The sequence below is a fragment of the Leucobacter komagatae genome (genome assembly GCF_000834055.1).
Classification (GTDB): Bacteria; Actinomycetota; Actinomycetes; order Actinomycetales; family Microbacteriaceae; genus Leucobacter; species Leucobacter komagatae_A.
The window spans coordinates 212,601-225,908 of record NZ_JXSQ01000002.1; the positions used below are offsets into that span (position 1 = coordinate 212,601).

16 protein-coding genes are annotated in these 13,308 nt (G+C 66.0%); 7 read left to right on the forward strand and 9 right to left on the reverse strand.

All coding sequences use genetic code 11. The features are described 5' to 3' along the window. Window positions 1-278 precede the first annotated feature (278 nt). Window positions 279-1,346, forward strand: a complete 1,068-nt coding sequence (gene cyoE / locus SD72_RS02600) for a heme o synthase (protein WP_052492403.1) — start codon at window positions 279-281, stop codon at window positions 1,344-1,346. Between the two features lie 72 nt (window positions 1,347-1,418). Here the strand turns inward: cyoE and map are convergent, their stop codons facing one another. Then, window positions 1,419-2,210 carry a type I methionyl aminopeptidase gene (map, locus tag SD72_RS02605; protein ID WP_042542852.1) on the reverse strand — a complete coding sequence of 264 codons (792 nt, stop codon included), beginning with the start codon at window positions 2,208-2,210 and terminating at the stop codon, window positions 1,419-1,421. A 65-nt stretch (window positions 2,211-2,275) separates the two neighbouring features. Here map and SD72_RS02610 point away from each other — a divergent pair, with 65 nt between their 5' ends. Continuing rightward, complete coding sequence (locus SD72_RS02610; RefSeq protein ID WP_042542853.1) at window positions 2,276-2,542, forward strand: helix-turn-helix domain-containing protein; 267 nt, start codon at window positions 2,276-2,278, stop codon at window positions 2,540-2,542. Between the two features lie 83 nt (window positions 2,543-2,625). Here the strand turns inward: SD72_RS02610 and SD72_RS02615 are convergent, their stop codons facing one another. Further along, a complete protein-coding gene (locus tag SD72_RS02615; RefSeq protein WP_232299616.1) occupies window positions 2,626-3,651 on the reverse strand; it encodes a magnesium and cobalt transport protein CorA in 1,026 nt (341 codons plus the stop codon). Window positions 3,652-3,794: 143 nt separating this feature from the next. Next, entirely contained in the window at window positions 3,795-4,763 is a 969-nt protein-coding gene (locus tag SD72_RS02620) for a helix-turn-helix transcriptional regulator (RefSeq protein WP_042542854.1), read from the reverse strand. Between the two features lie 123 nt (window positions 4,764-4,886). Here SD72_RS02620 and SD72_RS17865 point away from each other — a divergent pair, with 123 nt between their 5' ends. From SD72_RS17865 to SD72_RS02630, 3 genes are read left to right on the forward strand one after another with little or no spacing between them, the layout of a single operon-like run. After that, the gene (locus SD72_RS17865; RefSeq protein WP_052492404.1) at window positions 4,887-5,339 is read left to right on the forward strand and encodes an ATP-binding cassette domain-containing protein; all 453 of its coding nucleotides are present in this window, start codon (window positions 4,887-4,889) and stop codon (window positions 5,337-5,339) included. An 11-nt stretch (window positions 5,340-5,350) separates the two neighbouring features. Continuing rightward, on the forward strand, window positions 5,351-5,791 hold the full coding sequence (locus SD72_RS17870; protein ID WP_052492405.1) for a DUF4162 domain-containing protein: 441 nt from the start codon (window positions 5,351-5,353) through the stop codon (window positions 5,789-5,791). A 2-nt stretch (window positions 5,792-5,793) separates the two neighbouring features. After that, window positions 5,794-6,585 (forward strand): ABC transporter permease, encoded by a 792-nt coding sequence (locus SD72_RS02630; protein ID WP_042542855.1) that lies wholly within the window; start codon window positions 5,794-5,796, stop codon window positions 6,583-6,585. Window positions 6,586-6,633: 48 nt separating this feature from the next. Here the strand turns inward: SD72_RS02630 and SD72_RS02635 are convergent, their stop codons facing one another. Further along, window positions 6,634-7,656: an alpha/beta hydrolase family protein gene (locus SD72_RS02635; RefSeq protein WP_232299617.1), complete on the reverse strand. Its 1,023-nt coding sequence runs from the start codon at window positions 7,654-7,656 to the stop codon at window positions 6,634-6,636. A 216-nt stretch (window positions 7,657-7,872) separates the two neighbouring features. Here SD72_RS02635 and SD72_RS02640 point away from each other — a divergent pair, with 216 nt between their 5' ends. Then, window positions 7,873-8,709, forward strand: a complete 837-nt coding sequence (locus SD72_RS02640) for an SDR family oxidoreductase (RefSeq protein WP_042542856.1) — start codon at window positions 7,873-7,875, stop codon at window positions 8,707-8,709. On the opposite strand, the gene SD72_RS02645 is transcribed toward SD72_RS02640, so the two are convergent. Together SD72_RS02645 and SD72_RS02650 are read right to left on the reverse strand one after the other, a co-directional pair. Next, entirely contained in the window at window positions 8,698-8,934 is a 237-nt protein-coding gene (locus SD72_RS02645; RefSeq protein ID WP_042542857.1) for a hypothetical protein, read from the reverse strand. The genes SD72_RS02640 and SD72_RS02645 overlap by 12 nt on opposite strands. A gap of 13 nt (window positions 8,935-8,947) precedes the next feature. Beyond that, complete coding sequence (locus tag SD72_RS02650) at window positions 8,948-9,565, reverse strand: TetR/AcrR family transcriptional regulator (protein WP_052492406.1); 618 nt, start codon at window positions 9,563-9,565, stop codon at window positions 8,948-8,950. Window positions 9,566-9,630: 65 nt separating this feature from the next. Between SD72_RS02650 and SD72_RS02655 the strand changes: the two genes are divergently transcribed. After that, window positions 9,631-10,794 (forward strand): FAD-dependent monooxygenase, encoded by a 1,164-nt coding sequence (locus SD72_RS02655; protein WP_042542858.1) that lies wholly within the window; start codon window positions 9,631-9,633, stop codon window positions 10,792-10,794. Between the two features lie 22 nt (window positions 10,795-10,816). Here SD72_RS02655 and SD72_RS02660 read toward each other — a convergent pair whose 3' ends face one another. From SD72_RS02660 to SD72_RS02670, 3 genes are all read right to left on the reverse strand, one after another. Beyond that, on the reverse strand, window positions 10,817-11,593 hold the full coding sequence (locus tag SD72_RS02660; protein ID WP_042542859.1) for an acyl-CoA thioesterase domain-containing protein: 777 nt from the start codon (window positions 11,591-11,593) through the stop codon (window positions 10,817-10,819). Between the two features lie 241 nt (window positions 11,594-11,834). Next, window positions 11,835-12,401, reverse strand: coding sequence for a CGNR zinc finger domain-containing protein (locus tag SD72_RS17875; protein WP_042542860.1), 567 nt, complete (start codon window positions 12,399-12,401; stop codon window positions 11,835-11,837). Beyond that, window positions 12,398-13,243 carry an alpha/beta fold hydrolase gene (locus SD72_RS02670; RefSeq protein ID WP_042542861.1) on the reverse strand — a complete coding sequence of 282 codons (846 nt, stop codon included), beginning with the start codon at window positions 13,241-13,243 and terminating at the stop codon, window positions 12,398-12,400. The genes SD72_RS17875 and SD72_RS02670 overlap by 4 nt, the downstream gene beginning before the upstream one ends. Window positions 13,244-13,308 lie beyond the last annotated feature (65 nt).

Sequence of the window (13,308 nt, forward strand, 5' to 3'; positions counted from 1 at the left end):
TCTCATCGTAGGAGTTCCCGCCGACATTCGCGTTCGCAGGCGAGAAATCCGGTGGACGCAGGCGTCAAGCGCTCGCCCCCGGGCCACCGGCGCGCCGGGAGTTTGCGTGCCACCCGCGCGCGCAAGCTTGCACACATGTTTAAGCAGGTATATTTGAGGGAAGACGTCTGCGGCCTTTCGGCTACGGCGCTCGGCACCGCCAGCGTTGCAGACACGCCGCACCGCACGCGGCAAGCCAAAGCCAAACGGCGAACGGGCTTGAGAAAGGCCAGATCCGCATGCCCGCTAGTGGGTTCCCCGAAGAAAACGAAAACGTTCCGAGCGCTCCCGGGACCTCCCGGGGCGACCGAGAGACCGCTGCGCGACAGAGCGAGAGCGCACCAGAGTTCGCTGAACTCGCCGACGCGGCGGTGTTCTCTGAGCGCAGCCGGGGCACTGACGCGAAGATCGCCTCCCGCGCTGACGGGGATTCGTTCCGTGCCACCGCGGCGCGCTACTACTCCCTGACGAAGCCGGGCGTGCTCTACGGAAACGTGCTCACCGCCGCCGCCGGTTTCCTGCTCGCTGCTGGCATTGTCCGCCAGTTCGACTGGCTGCTGTTCCTCGCGACGATCCTCGGCACAACGCTGGTGATTGCGGCAGCGTGCGTGCTCAACAACGTGCTGGATCGCGATATCGACGATCGCATGGAGCGCACGAAGAAGCGCGCGACGGTCTCCGGCAGCATCGGCGTGCGCAACGCTGTGATCTTCACCGTGGTGCTCTTCGTTCTTGGCAACGCCATGCTCGTTGCCTGGACGAACTGGCTCGTCGTCGTCACCGGGCTCGCCGGTTTCTTCACTTACGTCGTGCTCTACGGCATGCTCTCAAAGCGCATGAGTGTCCACGGCACCCTCGTCGGGAGCATCTCAGGAGCGGCCCCGATCTTTGCCGGCTACGTCGCGGTCACCGGCGCGGTTGATGCTGCGGCGATCTTCGCCTTTCTCGCGATCTTCTTCTGGCAGATGCCGGAGTTCTACTCCATCGCCGTCTACCGCCGTGACGAGTACGCGCGCGCCGGCGTTCCGGTTATCACCGTGGTGCACGGCATCCCTGCCGCCAAGGTGCAGATCCTCATCTACACGATCGCCTACGTCATTTCCTCGCTCGCGCTCACGTTCCTCGGCTACACGGGCTGGGTGTACGCCATCGTGATGGGCATTGTCGGCGTCTGGTGGATCGTCATCGGCATTCAGGGCTTCCGCGCGAAGGACGACAACGCGTGGGCGCGCCGCATGTTCCGGTTCTCGCTCATCATCATCCTCGCGTACAGTCTGATGATCTCCGTTGGGCCGCTCCTGCCGTAACCCAGGCAGGAAGCGGGCACCGCGTGGTGGCTGCGTGCCCGTTCACAGAGCGGTCGGCGAGCGGTGCGCGAGCTACCCCGCGGGCGTTACACCCGAGGGCAACGTGAGAATCTCGGCGCCAGTCTCGGTGATTGCGATCGTGTGCTCGGAGTGCGCGGTGCGGCATCCGGTAGCGCTTCGCAGCGTCCAACCGTCGTCCGCATCCGTGATGAGCCGGTCGGTGTCTTCCATCACCCATGGCTCGATCGCGAGCAGCAACCCAGGCCGGAGCTTGTAGCCTCTGCCCGGCCGCCCATCGTTTGCGACATGCGGGTCCTGGTGCATCGTTGAGCCGATGCCGTGGCCGCCAAACTCGAGATTGACGAGATAGCCGGCTCCCCTCAGGATCTCACCGATGCAGTGCGAGAGATCACCGAGTTTTACCCCAGGCTTGGCGAGTGCGATTGCCGCGGCGAGAGCGCGTTCTGTCACGGCGATCATCTCCTCGTCGGCCGCGCTTCGTGGCGTACCGACGATGAAGCTGATGGCGGCATCCGCTGCGATACCGTCCTTCATCACCGCGAGATCCAGTGTGAGCAGGTCGCCGTCGGCGAGGGCGTAGTCGCGAGGCATACCGTGGAGCACGGCGTCGTTTACCGCTGTGCACACGTAGTGACCGAACGGGCCGCTGCCGAACGACGGGGCGTAATCGACGTAGCAGGACTGTGCACCGGCAGCGAGAATGAGCTCCTTCGCCCACGCGTCGATCTCCAACAGGTTCGTACCGACGCCGCAACGCCCCTTGAGCGTCTGCAGGATGGTCCCGACGATTCCTCCGGTCACGCGCGCGCGAGCGACCTCGCTTGCGTTCAGGATCTCGATCATGGTGCCCCCAAAAAAAATGCCAATAACAATACCGGTATAACTATACAGGCGTTAGAGTTGAAACCATGGTCAGACTGCCCCTTACGCAAGCAGAGGTCGCACGCGGGGAACGCCTCGGTGCGCTCCTTCGGCGGGCGCGCGGCCCGCGATCGATCCTCGAGGTCGCACTCAGCGCTGGCATCTCACCCGAGACGCTGAGAAAGATCGAATCCGGTAGGGTTGCCACCCCCGCGTTCACCACGATTGCGGCAGTTGCGAACACCCTCGAGCTCTCCCTCGACGAGCTCTGGTCGAGCATTGCGTCCGAGCATCGCCTCGCCCAACTCCACTAGGTGTAGTGTCCGTAGACGTTGTATGACCCGAACCCCGCGACACGAGGTCTCCGAATCGCACGCCTCATCATCGATGACGCCAGCTACATCCACTTCTTTCGCTTGAAGATCACGTGGAGTGTGACCGCGAGACCGACCATCGCCGCGAGTGCGAGCGGGTAGCCGAAACGCCAGTGGAGCTCGGGCATGGCGTCGAAGTTCATGCCGTAGATCGCACCGATGAGCGTAGGCGCGAACAGAATCGCCGCCCAGCCGGAGATCTTCTTCATGTCCTCGTTCTGCCGCTGCGCGACGAGGGTTGCGTTGACGCTGAGGATCTGCGCGAGCGCCTCCCGCAACTCGAGCACCCGTGTCGTCACCCGAGTGAGGTGATCGTCGACGTCTTGCAGGTAGGCGCGCAGCGACTCCTGAATCGCATAGCGCTCGAAACCCCCGCGTAGTGACGCAACGACGTCTTGTAGCGACGTTGTTGCGTGCTGCAGCTCAATGACCTCTTGGCTCAACCGATAGATCCGCTCGGTGACCGCAGAGTCGCCGCTGAACACCTGGGTCTCGATTTGCTCCTGGTCGACTCCGAGGCCGCGCAACACTGGCTGATACCCATCGACGATGGCGTCGAGCAGTCGGTAGAGCACCGCCTCCGGTCCGAGCCCAAGGAGATGGGCATCGTCCAGCAGTGTGAAGTCACCGTGGGCAACTGTGTCCCTGGAATTCTCGTAGAGGCGCCCAATCTCTTGACCGTCTATCCACCGGTCGTCTTGGCAGAGCACCGTGATCGCGTTGGGCCGCATCAGCACGTGGAACTCAGCAAAGTCGACGTCTTCGATGTCGTCGAGGTATCTCGCAGCCCTGACCACAAGAAAGACGACGTCGCCGTATCGTTCGAGCTTCGGACGCTGCCCGGCGTTGCGCAGATCCTCGACGAGCAGCGGGTGCAGCTCCCATGCTGCCGCGATGCTCTCGACGTCGTCGGCACTCGGCCGCGGGAAGACCGTTAGCACCATCCGGTTGGAATCCCCCGACGCAAATGCGAGCGAGTCGGCGACCGAAACGTGCTCCGGTGCCGGCGTGAGCTTGCCATCGATAACGTAGCGCGTCCGAGGTGACACGGTGCGCGGAGCGGAGTCACTCGCGCCTCGCTGTCGGAACATCGCTGCGCGGCGGGCGGAAGGGTGAGCACTTTGGCGATTCGTCACAGCGTTCTCCAAGCTACGGGATGGGGTTACCTCACCCTAGCGAAGGTCCGCTGCGATCAGGGGCCATGCTCGTCCGCAGCCGAAGCGCGAGCGAGTCGATCCGACCACGCTCGCATGTGCGCAACCGCGTCCGCAGGGCCGTGAACGACGAACGGAGCATCGAGCGCGCAGAGCGCAAAGGCGACCCAGTCCAGTGACTCGACAGCAATCTCTACCGTGCACTCCCCCTCGGAGCGAGGATCCACAACGCCATAGTGCGCGATCCGCGCACGCACCTGATCCGCCGGCGCCCACACGGTCGCGCGCACGCGGTAGCGCGCGGGCACAGCCCCGAGCTGGCTCCGCACGAACTCGACGGGGTCTGCAAGGGGCAGGCTCCTCGGGGCGAAGCGTTTCCCCGTTCGGCGCGGCATACTGACGCGATCGATGCGGAACGTGCGCCAGTCGCCCCGCCCGAGATCCCACGCGACGAGGTACAGGCGATGCTCGACGCTCACGACCCGGTGCGGTTGCACGGTCCGCGTCGCGCGCTGCGACCGCTCGCTCTCGTAGCCAAACTCGACAGTGTCGGAGTCGCGGCATGCGAGCGCAATCGTCGTGAGCGCCGACACGTCGGGGATGGTCGCGCCGTTGCTACTGCGTTCCCCCGCAACGTTCACGAGGCTGCCAACGCGCCCGCGGATCCGCGCCGGCAGCACCTGCACCAGCTTTGCCATCGCGCTGATCGCAGCGTCGGCGGACACCGGGTGGCTGCCGGTCGCGACGTCGGCGAGCCCGAGCACCGCGGCGGCGGCCTCGTCCTCGTTGAGCACGAGCGGCGGCAGCACGACGCCAGCGCCGAGCTGATACCCACCGCCAGTGCCGCGGGCGGTGAGCACCGGGTAGCCGAGTTCTCTGAGCGCTTCGACGTCACGGCGGAGCGTCCTGCGGCTCACGCCGAGACGGTGCGCAAGCTCCTGCCCGCCCCAGTGGCGACGGCTGTGGAGGAGTCCGAGCAACTCGAGGATTCGCGTGCTGGTCGACATGCCTCCAGCCTAAGCAGATTGCGGCCACCGAGCGGCCGCATCTGCGTGGAGCCTTGGTGCATCGGCGGAGGCCGCTGGAGTCCTCCCCGATATAACGCACACAGGCAAGCAAAAGGAGCAGGCGTGACACACGCGATCGAAGCAGAACGACTCGTGAAGCGGTTCGGCGAGCAGGTGGTGCTCGACGAGCTGAGCTTCTCCGTCGCCGAGGGGACCGTGCTCGGTGTTCTCGGCCCCAACGGTGCTGGCAAGACAACCGCGGTCAAAGCGGTGACCGGGCTCACCCGTCTCGACAGCGGCCAGGCACGAATCCTCGGCCGCTCGGTGCGCGACGAGTCGGATGCGGTGAAACAACTCACCGGCTTCTCCGGCCAGTTCGCCGCCGTTGACGAGGATCTCACCACCGCGGAAAACCTTGTCCTCGTTGGCCATCTATACGGGCTCTCCCGGCAGGGTGCGCGCAGGCGTGCGGACGAGCTGATTCAGGCATTCGACATGGGTGCGTACGCGCGCAAGCGCGTTGGGCAGCACTCCGGCGGTATGCGGCGACGGGGCTCGACCCGTCAAGCAGGGTGAGCCTGTGGGAGATGATCACGGGTCTTGTCGCAGGCGGGATGACACTGCTGCTCACCACCCAGTACCTCGAGGAGGCCGACTCCCTCGCAGATCGGGTGCTCGTGATTTCGGAGGGCAGGGAGGTCGCGCTTGGCACCCCGGCAGAGCTGAAGGGCCGCCTCGGAGGCGACCGGGTGCGGGTGGACCTCGCCGACCCGCAGCGCGACGGTCGCGCTGCCGTCGCGGCGGTGAGTGGCGCCTTCGCGCGATCCGCACCTGAACTCGACGCCGCAAGCGGCACCCTCACGTTTCGCGCACGGGATGCGGCGCGCGCCCTCGCGCCATGTGTCGGCGCGCTCGGCGACGCTGGCATCACGATCGCGGGAATATCCGTACAGCAGCCAACGCTCGACGACGTGTTCTTCACGCTCACCAGCGGTCACGGCACCACCCGCATAGCGAAGGAGGCGTAGCCATGCCCATCGCAGCAAAGCTTGCGGCGCTCACTCACCGCAACGTGCTCAAGAGCCTACGAAACCCCGACATCGTGATCTTCGCGACCGCGGCCCCGGCGGCGTTCGCACTCCTCTTCGCCTTCGTGTTCGGCAGCGCAATGGAGATGAGCGGCGGCGCGTACCGCGACTTCATCGTCGCTGGAATGCTCGTGCAGACGATCCTGCTCACCTCAACGAACACCGGCATTGGCCTCGCGCTCGACAGCAAGCACGGCATGATGGATCGCTTCCGCTCGCTCCCCGTGAGCCCCGTCTCCGTCGTCACCGCCCGCGTGAACAGCGACCTCCTCGTCAACGTCGTCGTGGTGATCATCCTTGCGCTCGTCGGCCTCGCGATGGGGTGGCGGATCCGCACCGGGCCGCTCGAGGCAGCGGCAGGGTTCGGCCTCCTGCTGCTCTTCGCCTACGCGCTGTCGTGGGTGTCCGCGTGGATCGGGCTGAAGGTCCGCTCACCGGAGGTGCTGTCGAACGTGTCGATGCTCGTCACGCTGCCGCTCGCGTTCGTCTCGACAGCGTTCGTTCCAACCGAGGGAATGCCGCGGCCGATGCGCGCGGCGGCCGAGTGGAACCCAGTCTCCGCCGTGGTCACCGGTGTGCGCAACCTCTTCGGGAACGTGCCGGAGGCCTCCCCGACGAGCGACGTGCTCCCGCTGCAGTACCCGGTGATTGCCGGTCTGCTCGCCATCCTCGCAACGCTCGCGATCTTCGTGCCGCTCGCCGCTCGGTCGTACGTGACGGCACACACCCGGTGAGGCGGCGGCCGCGCTGGGGGCGGTGACAGCCGCGCCGGACGCCCCGTGCTACGTGCTGCGTGCCGTCAACCAGTCGAGGAGCTCAGGCCAGGCCTGCTCCCCCGTGTTCCTTCGAAGCAGGCCGTGGTGGCCGATCCGCGCGACGCCAAGTTCATGCGGCGAATAGGTCTTGCGCTCGACGGGAGCGTTGACAAGGTTGTCAGTGAGCGCATCCACCTGCGCCGGCGACCCCCACGGGTCATCCGTCGCGCCGATCGCCAGCACCGGCTGGCGCACCGCCGCCGCTCGCGACCCGGCCGCCATAGTCGGATCGTCGAAAAAGTAGCGCGGCAGCCGCGTCCACCTCCCCCACTCAAGCATCGCAGCCCCAGGAATATCCTCGCCGAGGCCGAGCCGTTTGCCAGGCATGTAGCCGAGCGTGCGGCTGAGCGGTGGGCCGAGCACGTTGAGGATCACACGCACTTTCATCCGCTCGCTTGCCCGCTCGATCTGCTTCGTCGTGGCGATGTGCGAGGAGACGATGGCGAACCGTTCCAACTGTTCAGCCCCGTAGCCGAGCGTCAACGCGTGGCCGCCAACGCTGTGCCCGATCGCGGTCGCTGGGATGCCTGGAAACCGTTGCGCCACCCATTCGGCGACGGCGGGAACGTCGGTCGCCATCCAATCGCGCATGCGTGTGCGCCTGAACTCGCGCGGGGTCCCCGACTCGCACGTGCCTCGGTAGTCGTAGGTGACAGCCGCCAGTCCCCTGCCCGTGATGAACTCGGCAAGGGCCCGATAGAAGCGGCCGGGCGTCGCGGTTGCCGGGTGCACGGTGACGACGCCGGCTGGCGCCGCGTTGTGCTCCCCGCGCTGCTCCGCGTTTTGCTCACCGGCGGGAAGCCACACTGTGGCGGCGATCACGTCAGCGCCGACTGCGATCGAGACGGGCTCGCTCGTTGCCGCCCCGGCCGCGTTGCCCGCTGCGGAGGGAGTCGGTGCGGGGTTCGTTGCTGCGGAATTGCCAGTCGCGGAGTTCGTTGCTGCGGACGTCGTTGATGCGGACTTCATTGATGCGGAGTGGCTGCGCATGCGAACAATGGTAGGCGGAGCCTCGGAAATACGCGAGCGCTACCCCGCGGTGATCCTGAGGCCGCGACCGTGCGCCAGCGGACAGCCAGTGGCCGTTGAGCCGTGCAGAGTGGAGGAAGACCAAGCCGGTCGCTCCCCCGTCACACAAAGGCGCGCCACGGCCACCGCCACGGGGCGCGCGCTCGGCGATCCACCCCGCACACCTAGGAGCCACTCATGACCACAGTCCTCGTCACCGGCGCAACCGGAACCATCGGCAGGCACTTCGCGCAGCACCTCCTTGCGATGGGCGCGAGCGTACGCTGCCTGACGCGCGACCGTAATCGCGCAGACCTCCCAAGCGGTGTTGAGATCGCCGAGGGCGATCTTCGCGACCCGGGCTCGCTCGGCCCGGCATGTGAGGGTGTCGACGCCGCCCACCTCATCACCTTCGCAGGCGACGACTACGCCCCGATCGAGGACGGCGAGGCGATCGTCTCGAGTCTCGCCCAAGCTGGGGCCACGCGCGTCACGCTGCTCGTCGGCGATTCCGAGGAGTCACCTCTCGAGCGTGCCGCCAAACGCAGCGACCTCGAATGGACCGCACTCATCCCCGTCGAATTCATGGCCAACATGCTCGATTGGGCGGCGGGGGCGAGACTTGGGCGCGTCGAAGAAGGATTCGCCGACGTCCCCAGCACGGTCGTGCACGAATCCGACGTCGCCAGCGTCGCCGCCCACGTCTTGCTGCGCGGCGGCGAACACGAGCAGGCATTGTGGATCACCGGCCCGGAGGCCCTCACCGTCCGCGAGCGGGTCAGGATCATCGCGGAGGCGACGGGTAACCCCCTCACACTCATTGCGTTGAGCGAGGCGGAGGTGCAGCGCCGGTGGCGCGAATACGGGTATTCGGAAGACGACATCAGCTACATGACTGGCGTGAAGACTGAGCCGCCGCTCGCTTCCACGGTTCCGACCGACACCGTGCACCGTGTGACGGGTCGGGCGCCGCACACGTTCAGTGCGTGGGCCGAGGAGCACGTGCGCGAGTTCATGCCCGCCTCACGCGACTAACCCGTACTGCGTTTGCATCGTGCCGATCACCAGCTGGTGCGCCCCACCCTCGCCATCGTTGAGAGCGATTGCCCGTCTGGTGAGAGCTTCGGTTGCAGCCAGATCATCCGCGAGGCCGTCGACGACGAAGCTTCCGTTGGGAAGGATCCGTGATCGCGTGATGGCGAGCGCATCAAATGCCTGGCTCCCAAGCGGGTCCTTCTCGGTGCCTCGCCGGTGCGCCACAGGCATCGTTCCCTCACTCCTGTCCCCGGGCCCGAACCACCCCCCGCAGGTAGCTCGCAACCACGGGCGTAACCGGCGACGAAGTGTCCCCCGCGACCACGCGATGCGCGAGCAGGGCCTCCGCTAGCGCGAGGAGCTCCGCTGCGCGGGCACTCGCATCCTCCACGCCCAGCCCGACGAGGGCCTCTCCAACGACGCTCACGCTCTGCTGCTGCACTGGCGACCTGGAAGAGAGCAAAGCATGCAACGGGTCGCTTCTGTCCAGTTCAAGCAGCAGTGCGTACCGCGTGCGCATTTCGACAGCGCGAGAGGCAAACGTCTCTACGAGCCCCGCTATCGCAGTGGCGAAGTCGTCGACGGTCAGACCGCTCGCGCTCCCGAGCGACGAACGGACGGACCTGGCTGCCTCCTCCGACTCGGCGATTGAGCGTTCTGCGAGCGCCCGAACGATCAGCTCGATCAGCGCGCTCCTCGTCGGGACGTAGTACGAACTCGATCCCTGCGCGAGACCCGCCTCACTGTCAACCGCGCGATGTGTTAGGGCACGCAGGCCGTCGCGGGCAATAATGCGCATGCCCGCGCCGGCAATGATTGTGCGGCGCTCAGGCCCGCTCGCTTCTCGTTTTCCCACAGCACAACTTTACATCCGTAGAGGCTGCGCACATAATGGTCACTACAACTGTAGAAGGAGATGGCATGCGGGTGGGAATCATCGGGGCTGGAATCGGCGGGCTGTGCGCGGCCGTTGGGCTTCACCGGGCCGGAGCCGAGGTAACCGTATTCGAACAGGCGCCGAGCGTGCGCGCTGGCGGTTCGGGCATCTCAGTGTTCGGCAATGGTCTCCGAGCGCTTGACGCGATAGGCGTTGGTGACGTGTTCCGTGAAATCTCCTCGTCGGAGGCGGCGAGATTCACCGGCGGGCAGCGCCGACCGGATGGGGCCTGGCTCAAGACGTTCCCCGCGGATGCCATTACCGAGCTGCGCGTGGTCGATCGAGAACCTCTTCACGAGATCCTCCTCTCGCCGCTGCCAGGCAGCGCCGTACGAACCGAGGCCAAGGTCACCGCTGTCTCCCCCGCCGGCAGCGTTTCCTGGAGCGACGGGAGCGGTGCGCAGCAGAGTGAGGACTTCGACCTGGTGATCGCCGCGGACGGCATCGGCAGTCGCGTGCGGCGATCGTTCCAGAGCGATCCGGGCATCGCCTACTCAGGGTATTCCGCCTGGCGCGGGATCACCCGACACCCGATCGATCTCGACGGTGAGGCGGGCGAGACTTGGGGCACGCGGAAGCGGTTTGGCATCGTGCCACTCAAGGGTGGTTACGTGTATTGGTTTGCTGTCCTCAGCGTCGCCGAGGGGCACCGTTTCGCCGACAATCACGCCGCCCTCAGGGAGCACTTCGGCGGGTGGCATGCGCCCATCGCGGAGCTCATTGAGGCGACGGACGCAGATCGCATCGGGTACCAGCCGATCAGCGACCTTGGCGGGCGCCTTCCCAGCTACACACGTGGCCGCATCGCACTGCTCGGGGACGCGGCTCACGCAATGACGCCTAACCTCGGCCAGGGTGGCGGGCAGGCGATGGAAGACGCAGCGACCATCACAGCCCTCCTCGCGCCGATAGCGGGCTCGCAAGCTGCGCCCGAACGTGCAGTCGCTGACGCCCTCACACGCTACGACAAGCTCCGCGTGAAACGCACACAATCGATCGCGGCGCGCTCGCGCGTCGGCGGCCAGCTGGCCCACGCGCCGGGCAAGGGTCTCACTGGAGCGCGCGATTTGCTACTCAAGGCCACACCGACAGCTGCGCTCAGAAAGCAACTTACGTCGATCCAAGGTTGGCGGCCGCCCAGCTCATAGTCGAAGCGGCCAATGCGGGTCGCTAGCGCGGTCGGACGGTAAGGGTCTGCGCGACTGCACCTATTGGACCGCTCACGTCGTGCAGAATGCTCTGCGTGAGCCCAGCACCTTCGGGACCAAACGTGACCGTCGTATCGACTCCCGTCCACTCCCCCTCTGGCGCGCGGACGAGGTGGGCGGTGAGGTCAAGGTTCGGGAAGAGAACCTCATCGGAAGACACACGGGCAGCAATCCCATTTGCGGCATCAACTAGCGCGAGCGCCGCGGCAGTTGCGCTGACCTGCTCCCCTGCGATGAGGGGAACGTCCGTGCGCATCCAGGCTGTCGCCCGCCCCGGAGTGGCACTCGTTCTGCGCACCTCGAGTGAACTGACAAAGCCACCGGGCCACGCCGACCCGAAGTCCCACTCCGAAACCTCGTGCGGCGGGACGATGCTCGTGAGCGTCGTGCCTGCAATGGTGGATGTGTCGTAGGTGTGGCTCAGCCATGCCCGCGCGATCACCGCGTCGCGACCAGCGTGGGAGACCCGCGCTTCCACAAGCTCAATGGTTCGGCCCGGGCGGAGCGCCGTGATCTCTACATCTACGGCCTCGAGCGGAAGCGTGCCCAAAATATCGCAGGACAGTCGAGTGAGCTGCAGCTCATTCCGCCCTCTGCTGTCACGATCAACCTCGATCGTGTGCGCGATCAGCCCGATGACCGGAGCAATGTGCTGCTCGTTCGGATCCCAGCCGCCTCCAACCAGGTCAGTCGGCCGGAAGCACCCGGGGCCCTCACGAGTGAAGTACGCGTCATTCACTACTGCAGTCTCCTTCTCACACAGCACCCCATCAACTACGAGGCTGACATGGGCGTCGGCAGATCACCCCTCGCACCGTAACACTCCGGCAGCGCGAGAGGCAATGTTCCTCCCTTCCGCCGGTAGTCGCCGTGAATTCGGCACCGCAGCCCGGGGCGGCCGAGAGCGGGCACTCTGGCAATGCGGTCGACGTAGCAGGAGCGCCCCAAGCTGTCGCTCCACGCACTCCCGCTGGGAGCTATCAAGCGCTTGTTTCAGTCGACGACCCGTCCTTGCGGGCTCGGTATTCGCGCATCTTGTGGCGGGCACCGCACACGTTCATGTCACACCACGACCGACTGCGTGAGCGCGAAGAGTCGTAGTAGGCCCAGCGGCACTCTGGCGCCGCGCACACTTTGAGGCGCGCCCCCTCGGCCCCCGAACCCCACGTGAGTAGCGCCAGCGTCGCGGCGCCGGCCATATCTTTTGGGTCGGCTAGTGGAATGAGCTCGAGACTGCCGTCCGCTGCGATCCTTGCACCGCCGACGTGGCGCTGCGCGGCTTCGTTGAATCTTGCGAGCGTTTCGGAGCTTGCCCGGGCACTCAGAAAATCGCGAAGCACCTCACGCTCCTCCCGCAACCGAGGAAGCGCCGACGGGTCTTCGCCCAGTCGGTATCCCCTCGCGGCGAGCCAGCGCGCAGCACTCTCCGCTTCGCGCAATTCATCGGTTCCGTGGAGCAATACGGCGGAATTGCATAGCTCGACAACCACCGCAAGGCGCGATTCGCTGCCTTGGGCAACACCGCTGCCAGCGCTCGCCGCGCTCATGCGATCCGCCACTCGGTGAGCGCCACGAGCAGGGCACCCGGCTGGTCCTCCTGCACGGCATGGCCAGCATCGGGCATCAGGGTCAAACGTGTCTGCAGCGGGAGGGCCGCCAAGAGCTGCCTGGCATAGTCGACGCTGAGCCACGCATCTTCTACACCCCAGATGACGTGGACCGGGATCGTGATGTCTGCCAGCAGCGGCTGGAGTTCTTCGCTGTGCTCTTCTCCGCCCTGTGCGTATTGGCGAACGAAGGCCTCTCTTCCACCCGCTCTCGTCCACTGCGCAAGGTAGGTTCGCAGTGCATCAGCGCGAAGGCCAGTGTGGCTCGCGGAGCGCAGCTTCGCCTCGATCAGGGAGTCCATTGCCCACGGGGGAAGCATCGTGAACACGTCGGGGTGCCCTTGCACGGCCCGGAAGAACTCGCCGTCGCCCCACCCGGTGACCGATGCTGCGTTAATCAGTGTGAGTGCACTGAACTCCACCCCGTGGAGGAGCATCGCGCGCAACGCAACCACGCCGCCAACATCGTGCGCGATCACTGCCGGCGCATGCACTCCCCAATGCGCGAGAAGGGCCGCGAGAATCTCAGTCTGGCGAGTGAGGCTCGTGTCTTCTGCGCGGGACTCTGATTGCCCAAAGCCGAGCATGTCCCAGACGTAGACGGTGTGTCGTTGGGCGAGCGCTGGGACGATATCGCGCCAGATCGTTGACGAGAAGGGCGTGCCGTGCAGCAATACGAGCGGCGGCCCTGCACCGAACGATGCCCAACGAATGAAGCCGTCTCCCGTGTCCCATCGCTCTGGCAGCGCCCACTGAATCGCGTGTGTCTGGGTATCTTGCATACCTGGAGGTTACCACCTATGCAGGTTTGGCGGTAACCTCCTTTGTGTCTCTGGTGACGCCTTCG